Source organism: Falsiroseomonas sp., from assembly GCF_051859025.1.
In the GTDB taxonomy this organism is placed as follows: Bacteria; Pseudomonadota; Alphaproteobacteria; order Acetobacterales; family Acetobacteraceae; genus Falsiroseomonas.
Map to the genome: position 1 here is coordinate 160790 of NZ_JBHYGL010000034.1, position 8125 is coordinate 168914.

Here is an 8125-nt window from a genome sequence, read left to right on the forward strand (position 1 = left end):
GCCTAGCCTGCGCTACCCCGGAAGGCCTGCCGCCATGCAATGGAACGCGCTGCAGAACGCCGCCAAGGCCAAGGGGCAACTGGTCTTCGCCATGAACCAGTCGCAGACGCCGGCCATGACGGAGCCGGGGCCCTGGGGCACCTCCACCGACGGCTACTGCATCGGCCTGGCCGCCACCTGGATCTCCCTGCAATACCAGGGGAAGAACTTCCCCTTCGACGGCACGAAGGCCTGCGACAACCCGCCCTGGAAATCCACCATGGCGCAGACCCTGTCGGATACGAGCAACGGCGCGAAGTGGCTGGACTACTGGATCGCGGCCGGCGGGCCCTTCCAGCTGACGCTATCGGACGGGCTGCGGGCGACGCGGGCGACGATGCTGACCGGCGCCTTCATCCATTCCATCGCGGCCAAGGCCTATGGCTGCTACGGCATCACCGTGACGGGCACGGGCGGCACCCATGCCATCGCGGTCCGGCACGCGAAGGACAACCGCTTCCACTTCTTCGATGCCAATAACGGGCATTTCGTGGTGCGGGACCACACGCTGATCGCGGCCTTCCTGGACACGTACTGGCAGGACAGCGGCTACGCCACCGGTTTTCTCGAATCGACCGCGGCCATCGTCGGCATCCGGCCGCCCATCAGCTGATCATGAAAAAGGCCGGTCATGAAAAGGGCCGGGGCCCTGCGGCACCCGGCCCTGTTCACGCCAGAAGGCGAATGTCAGGCGGCATCCTCGCGGCGGTCACGCGCCTTCACATAGGCCACGGCCGCGTGCTGGGTGCAGTAGGGTTTGCCGGACGTCGCCTCCGCCGTGCAGAAGCGGAAATCGGCGGTCCCGGGTTCCCCGATCGGCCAGCAGCAGGACCGGGCGGAGCCCAGGCGCGGGAAGGCGCGCACCACCGCCGTCGGCGCGGCGGGGGCCGTCATGGTCGCGGCCGGCGTCGGCGCGGCGGCGGCGATGGGGGCGGGGCTCGGCGACAGGGTGCTGCGCGGCGCCGGGCTCGCGGGCCGTGCGGCGCGCACGGGCGCCACGGCGGGCTTCTCGGCCACCGCCTCGCGGCGGATCGGGCTTGGCCGCGCAGGCAGGTTCAGCCGGTGCGCCTTGCCGACCACGGCGTTCTTGGAAACACCCATCCGGCGCCCGATCTCGGCCGTCGAATGGCCTTCCGCCCAGAGCGCCCTAAGCCGCTCAATCGCTTCCGCAGACCAATCCATCGAAGTCTCCCGCTGCGCCCCAGACACAACATAGAGTAGTCCAGCGGAGGGGGCGACCACAAGTTGTGGAGTGGTCAACGGCGCATGAATCCTGTGGACAGAGCGGGACGAATCTCCCGCCCTGCCTTCAGGCCGGGCAGAATCTCAGAACAGAAGACCCTTCCTTAGCAACCCATGAACGCCCTTCTCCCCGTTCACGGTTTGCGTCACCCGGAAATCCACCGCCAGCGAACACAGCTGGTAGGCATCGGCCGCGGAGACGTTCATCCGCGCCACGATGAAGGCGATCATCTCCCTGAGCGCCTGCTTCATGGCGAGGTCGAGATCCTCGTTCATGCCCATGGAGACGTAGTGGGTCTTCGTCTCCGCCTTGGGGAACTTCAGGATCGGGTCCTTGGCGCCCCCGCCCTTTTCCAGCGTCAGGCGGAAATGGCCGGTCAGGCACATCTCCAGCGCGTTGATGCAGACCTCGCCATCGCCCTGCACGCCATGGCCGTCACCGGCCGAGAAATTGGCGCCGGCGACATGCACGGGCAGCCACAGCGTGGTGCCCGCCGTCAGTTCCTTGTTGTCGAGGTTGCCGCCATGGGCGCGCGGCTCCTTCGTGCTGATCGCCCCCCATTCCCGGGGCGGCGCCACGCCCATCACGCCGAAGAAGGGGCTGAGGGGCAGCGTCACGCCGGGGCCGACCGGCACCTTCCCCGTCATCGTCTCCTTGTCCACCGGGATGTGCAGCATGCGGTGGTAGGGGAAATCCTCCGGCAGCGTGCCGCCCAGCGGGCGGAAGCCGCAGAAGCCCCAGTCGCAGCCCAAATCGATGCGCTCGATGTCGATGCGCAGCGCATCACCGGGCTCGGCGCCCGCCACCGCCACCGGGCCGGTCAGGATATGCGGGCCGAGGCGCGGCGGCTTGCTGGCATGGATCGCGGTCAGCGCCGCCGGCGGCACGAGGCCCGAAGAAGCTGGGGGCATCACCTCCGGCGCGCCGGACACGCATTCGAGGACGACGAGGTCGCCCGACTGCACCGTCGCCACCGGGGCGAAGCTGGCATCGAAGGCGCCCCAGCGGATGGTTTCCGGCTTGGCGGGAATGCAATGCGTAGCAGGTGGGGGGATTTCGGGCATGGACGGACCTCTGGCGGTGTCTGCCCTCGCCATTCCCACCGGCGGCAGCGCGGGTCAATCCGGGACGGGCGGGGGTTTCACGCGGGCTGGCGCGGCGCTGCCCAAGCAGCAGGCAAAGCGCGGCTCAATGCGCCCCGAAGGTGAAGCGGATGCGCCGCTGGTCGCCCGGGCAGACGCGGCCGAGGCGACGGTATTCCTCGGGCGTGTCGATCTGGGCGTGTTGTGCGTTGCGGGCGTTGCGCAGCCGCTCCAGCACCGGCTCCACCGCCGCGGCCAGTTGGTCCTGCAGCAGCAGGGCGGCGGCGCCGACATCGGGCGCCTGGGCTTCCGCCCGCGCAGCCCAGGCCCGCGCCGCGGCGCGCAGCCCGTCCGCGGCCTCCCGCAGCGTGCGGCGGTTCACCTCGGCATGGCGGCGCTCATGGGCCAGCACCTCCCCGGCCAGGCAGCCGCCGCGGGGAATCTCCCGCGCCAGGCGGATGATGTGCTCGGCATGCAGCAGCGTCAGCCGGATCTCCGACGGCACGGCGCAGACCGCGCCCGCGGCGGCGGTACCGCTGCGCACCGTGATCTCGCTCCGCCATTCCACGCGGGACAATGTCAGGCCGAGGTGATGCAGCGGGGGCCCTATCTCCGCCTCCTCCCCCTCCGCGATTTGGCGCAGTTGCCAGGCCGGCAGGGGCGGCAGCACCCGCGGCTCGGGGTCGGAGAGGCTGACATTCAGCGCCGGCGTACCACGGGGCGGGCAGGCGGGCTGGGCCAGGGCCGCGCCGGCCGAGAGCAGCAGCACCGCCGCGACAAGGGCCAGCACCAGGTTCAGAGCCAGCCCTTCCGCTTGAAATAGAGGATCGGCAGCGCCGCCGAGCACACCATCAGCAGCAGCGCCGCCGGGTAGCCGAAGGTCGAGTCCAGCTCAGGCATATGCCGGAAGTTCATGCCGTAGATGCTGGCGATCAGCGTCGGCGGCATCAGCGCGACGGAGGCGACCGTGAAGGTCTTGATGATCGCGTTCTGCTCGACATTCAGGATGCCGAGTACGGCGTCGAGCAGGAAGTTCGCCTTGCCGTTCAGGAAGGCCGCGTGGTCCACCAGGCTGCGCACGTCCCGCACCAGGGTCTTGAGCAGGCTCTGGTTCTCCTTCCGCACCGCGGTCGCCTTCTCCGCCCCCACGAAGGACAGGATGCGCGTCAGGCCCAGCAGCGTCTCATTCGCCCGCGTGGTCACTTCACCGACCTGCCCCAGGGTGATCAGCGCCTCCCGCAAATCATGGTCGCGCGTCGTCGCCTTCACCTTGCTGCGCGCGGAGCGGAAGGAGGCGGCGGAGGCGCGGTCCATGTCGCTGCCGACACGCTCCAGGATATCCGCCAGGCGATCCACGATCTGCTCGAACAGGTGCAGCATCACCGCATCCGGCGTCGCCAGCAGGCCGGGGCTGCGCTGGCAGCGCAGGGCGAAGCTGCTGAAGGCCTTCGGCGTCGCGTAGCGCACGGTGACGAGCGCGCTGTTCGACAGCACGAAGGTGATCGGCGTCGACCCGTATTCGCCGCCCTCCACGCCATAGAGGAAATTGGCGGTGAGGAAGAGGGCATCGTCTTCCCGGTAGAGGCGCGAGGAGCTTTCGATCTCCTGCATCTCCTCCCGCGTCGGGATTTCCAGCTTGAGCGCGTCCTTGACCGCGCGGCCTTCTTCCGGCGTGGGGTTCAGCAGGTCGATCCAGACGGCACCCGCCAGATCCCCCACGGGCAGGATGCCGTCCCGCATCGCGAGGCGGCCTTCCGCGACGGTATAGGTCGTCATCATGTCGCGTACTCCCGCCCCGGGCCTACCCGTCTCGAGCCGTCGGCATCTAGCGCGCCCTGGCGGCCGATGTCACCCGCCGGGATGCTGCATTGCGACAGAGGCCGTCAGGGCGTGGCAGGAAGGCCGCAAAGCGCCGCAACGGCCGGAAAATCCGCTGCCTCCCGATGGCGGCCGGACGGCACCGCGCCGTCAGCCGGCCGGACCAGCTGGCAGGTGCCGAGCCCGCTGGCCGCGGCGGCATCCAACTCCTCCGCCACATCGGACAGGAACAGGATCGAGGCCGGCGGCGTGGCGAGCGCGGCGGCGATGGCGGCGTAGGAGGCCGCTTCGCGCTTGTGGCCGACCCTGGTGTCGAAGAAACCGGAGAAGATCGGCAGAAGGTCGCCGGCCTCGCTATGGCCGAAAAGAAGCCGCTGGGCGGCGACGGAGCCCGAGGAATAGACGGCCAGCCGCAGCCCCGCCGCGTGCCAGGCGCGGAGGCAGGGCGCGACATCGGGCCAGAGATGCCCGCGCAGCCGCCCATCCCGGAAGCCCGCTTCCCAGATCATGCCCTGCAGCGTCTTGAGCGGCGTCGCCTTGACGTCATCCGCCATCCAGCCGCGGAGCGTCGCGGCCGGGTCGGCGCCCGGCACCTCCGCCAGGATCGCCGCGACCTCCGCATCCCCGCGCCGGGATTCGAGAAACCCGTCCAGCGCCTGCTCCGCGAAGGGGAACAGCGTCTCCTTCACGAAGGCGATGGCGCTGGTCGTGCCCTCGATATCCGTCAGGACGGTGGTGATGGTCACGCCGTCGCCGCGGGGAAACGCTCCGCCATGTCGGTGCCGGTGTAGTGCGGCGTCCAGCCGGTGGTGTCGGTGAAGACGCGGACGACGGCGAAGTTCGGCTCCGTCCCGGCATCGAACCAGTGCCTGGAATTGGCGGGGACGCTGATGAGGTCGCCGGGGCCGCAATGCGCGTCGAAGACCTTTCCATCCACATGCAGCACGAAATTGCCGGTACCGGCGTGGAAGAAGCGGACCTCGTCCTCGGTGTGCGTGTGCTCCGACAGGAACTTGGCGCGCATCGCGTCCTTCATCGGATGGTCCGGCGTCAGCTTGATGACATCGGCCGTGCCGGCGCCGGTGCTGGACAGGAAGGCATCCAGCTGCGGTCGGTAGGCGGCCAGGATGGCATCGGCATCGGCATCGGCGGGCAGGTCGGCCCGCGGCCACTGCTCGAACCGCACGCCGATCGCCGTGAGGTTGCCGGCGATCTCGGCGGGATCCTCCGTCACGAGGACCTGGCTGTTGGACGAGGCGTCCCAGATGGTCAGGCGGCTCATCGCATTCTCCTTTCCTGCATCTCGCAGGCCAGCATGAATTCCAGGGCTTCGAGGCGCGCCAGCGCCCCCGGCATGTCGGCGGCCCAGACATAGGAGCCATGGCCGCGGATCAAGTAGCCCGGGGGCGGCTCTGCCATGCCGTCCCACAGCAGGTCCAGCCCCCGCTGCATGCGGGGAATATCCTGATCGTTCTCCACCACGGGCACGGAAACTTCCGCCTCATGCGTCGGCAATCCGGGGAAGGCCTTCAGCAGCTCATAGCCCGAGAGCGTGATGGATTCGCCTTCCGCCGCGCGGGACATGACGGTGTTGGCGATGGAATGGCCGTGCAGCACGGCACCGGCTTCCGGGAATTTCCGGTAGATGCCGCAATGCAGCAGCGTCTCCGCGCTGCTCCGCTTGCCCGCCGTCAGCGGACGCCCGTCGATGTCCACGACCATCACGTCGCCGGGGCGGAGAAACCCCTTGTGGCGGCCGGAGACGGTGACGGCGAGCGTCCGCGCATCGAGGCGGATGGAGAAATTGCCCGCCGTCGCCGGCACCAGGCCCTGGCGGTCCAGGCGGCGGCCGACCTCGATGATGGCAACCTCGACATGGTCAGGGATCAAGCCAGCCGCTCCTCCGGAAAGGTCCGGCGCTGCCAGAAGACGAGGCCGGCACAGATGGCAAGCCCCGCGACATCCGTGATGCCTTCCGGGATCATCAGCGCGAGCCCCCCGGCGGCGGCGGCCACGCGGAGCGGCAGCGGCAGGTGGCCGTTCATCATCCAGCCCTCGGTCGAGCACGCCAGCAGCCAGACGCCGAGGCCGGCGGTGACGAAGGATTGCAGGATGGGCAGCAGATCCCCCTGCGCCAGCAGCGCCGGGGACAGCCAGAACATGAAGGGCACGATGAAGGTGGCGAGGCCGAGCTTCACCGCGATGACGCTGGTCCGCCACATGTCGGCGCCCGCCATGGAGGCGGCGGCGAAGCTGGCCAGCGCCACGGGCGGCGTGATGGCCGACAGGATGGCGAAGTAGAAGATGAACATGTGGGCGACCAGCGGGTCCACGCCGATCCGGATCAGCCCCGGCGCCACCACGGCCGCCGCGATGGCGTAGGCCGCGGTGGTCGGCACCCCCATGCCCAGGATGATCGCCACCACCATGGCGAAGACCATGGCGAGGAAGGTGGAGGTCCCCGCGATGTCGAGCAGCATGGTCGCAAAACGGCCACCCACGCCGGTCAGGCCGATGACGCCGGCGACGATGCCCGCCGCGGCGCAGACGGCGATCAACTGCATCGTCTCCTTGGCCGAACCGCTCAGCGCCGCCTCGATCGCGCGCAGCGTCTCCGCCACCGCGCCGCCGATCGCGCCGCCGATCCCCTGGCCCCGGATCGCCATCCGATGCGCCAGCGCGGTGGCGAGCATGATGACGATGGTGGCGGCGATGCCGATGGCGGCGGCGCGGAAGGGCGAATAGCCCATCAGCAGGATGCCGATCAGCAGCACCAGCGGCGACGCCATGTAGGCGCGGCGACCGAGATCGACCCAGCGCGGCAATTCCTCCCTCGGCAGGCCGCGGATGCCGGCCTTGCGGGCGTTCAGGTCGCAATGGATGTAGTTGGCGAGGTAGAAGAGCAGCGCAGGGATCAGCCCCGCCAGCGCGATATCCGCATAGGCGCGGCCCAGCACCTCCGCCATGATGAAGGCGCCCGCGCCCATGACGGGGGGCGTGATCTGCCCGCCGGTGGAACTCGTCGCCTCCACTGCCGCGGCCGTTTCCCGGTCATAGCCCACGCGCCGCATCATCGGGATGGTGAAGGCGCCGGAGGCCACGACATTGGCCACCGCGCTGCCGGAGATGGTGCCGAAGAGGATGCCGGAGATCACCGTGACCTTGGCCGGCCCGCCGCGCGCGCGCCCCACCAGAGCGAGGGCGAAGTCGTTGAAGTAGTCGCCCGCCTTGGAGGCCTGCAGGAAGGCCGCGAAGGTGACGAAGAGGATGATGAAGCTGGCGGAGACCTGGATGATGGTGCCCAGCACGCCGTTGTTGCCGAACAATTCCACCAGCACCTGGTCCCAGGCGACGCCACGGTGGAACAGGATGCCCGGCATCCAGGGGCCGACGAAGCAATAGGCGATAAAGACCACCGCGATCAGCGGCATCACCAGCCCCGCGGTGCGGCGCGCGAATTCCAGCACCAGCAGCATGCCGACGCCGCTCGCCACCAAATCCTGCCAGTTGGGTCCCATGAAGGACCGCATCTCGATCCCGTCCGCGTCCAGGATGTAGTGGGCGGGCACCAGCAGGCAGGGGATCATCAGCGCCCAGTCATACCAGGGCACCCGGCGCTCCACCGCCGCCACGCCGACGGAGCGCGGCGCGAACAGCGCGAAGCCCAGCGCCGCGCCGAGGAAGACATGCACGGCGCGGGAGATGGTGGGATCGACCGGATCGACCAGAAGGATCCAGAGGTGCCACAGCACGAAGGCGGCCGCGGCTGCCCGCCAGGCCAGGCCCTGTAACCCCGCCAGGTCCCGGCGGGCGGAGGCGAATTCCATGTCGTCGATGGCGACGACGCCATCCGCAGAAGTGGGCGCAGCCTGCCCAGGGCCGTTCGTTGCCGGCGGATTGACCATGGAAGCCCCCCAAACGCGACGCGCCGGCCCCGGCGACG

9 protein-coding genes are annotated in these 8125 nt (G+C 69.5%); 1 reads left to right on the forward strand and 8 read right to left on the reverse strand.

The window, feature by feature from the left end; translation table 11 throughout:
• Positions 1-34: 34 nt before the first annotated feature.
• The gene (locus ACTIE5_RS21815; protein WP_439551832.1) at positions 35-652 is read left to right on the forward strand and encodes a YopT-type cysteine protease domain-containing protein; all 618 of its coding nucleotides are present in this window, start codon (positions 35-37) and stop codon (positions 650-652) included.
• A gap of 74 nt (positions 653-726) precedes the next feature.
• Here the strand turns inward: ACTIE5_RS21815 and ACTIE5_RS21820 are convergent, their stop codons facing one another.
• From ACTIE5_RS21820 to ACTIE5_RS21855, 8 genes are all read right to left on the reverse strand, one after another.
• Positions 727-1221 (reverse strand): GcrA family cell cycle regulator, encoded by a 495-nt coding sequence (locus ACTIE5_RS21820; RefSeq protein WP_439551833.1) that lies wholly within the window; start codon positions 1219-1221, stop codon positions 727-729.
• Positions 1222-1365: 144 nt separating this feature from the next.
• A complete protein-coding gene (locus tag ACTIE5_RS21825; RefSeq protein ID WP_439551834.1) occupies positions 1366-2346 on the reverse strand; it encodes an acetamidase/formamidase family protein in 981 nt (326 codons plus the stop codon).
• A gap of 124 nt (positions 2347-2470) precedes the next feature.
• Positions 2471-3154 (reverse strand): hypothetical protein, encoded by a 684-nt coding sequence (locus ACTIE5_RS21830; RefSeq protein WP_439551835.1) that lies wholly within the window; start codon positions 3152-3154, stop codon positions 2471-2473.
• A gap of 5 nt (positions 3155-3159) precedes the next feature.
• Positions 3160-4143: a magnesium/cobalt transporter CorA gene (gene corA, locus ACTIE5_RS21835; protein ID WP_439551836.1), complete on the reverse strand. Its 984-nt coding sequence runs from the start codon at positions 4141-4143 to the stop codon at positions 3160-3162.
• 104 nt (positions 4144-4247) lie between these two features.
• Positions 4248-4928 (reverse strand): acireductone synthase, encoded by a 681-nt coding sequence (gene mtnC / locus ACTIE5_RS21840; protein WP_439551837.1) that lies wholly within the window; start codon positions 4926-4928, stop codon positions 4248-4250.
• Entirely contained in the window at positions 4925-5464 is a 540-nt protein-coding gene (locus tag ACTIE5_RS21845) for a 1,2-dihydroxy-3-keto-5-methylthiopentene dioxygenase (RefSeq protein ID WP_439551838.1), read from the reverse strand. The genes mtnC and ACTIE5_RS21845 overlap by 4 nt, the downstream gene beginning before the upstream one ends.
• Entirely contained in the window at positions 5461-6072 is a 612-nt protein-coding gene (locus ACTIE5_RS21850) for a methylthioribulose 1-phosphate dehydratase (protein ID WP_439551839.1), read from the reverse strand. Before ACTIE5_RS21850 ends, ACTIE5_RS21845 begins: the two co-directional genes overlap by 4 nt.
• Positions 6069-8125: TRAP transporter permease (locus tag ACTIE5_RS21855; RefSeq protein WP_439551840.1), on the reverse strand; the 2057-nt coding region annotated here is incomplete at its 5' end. The genes ACTIE5_RS21855 and ACTIE5_RS21850, both read right to left, overlap by 4 nt.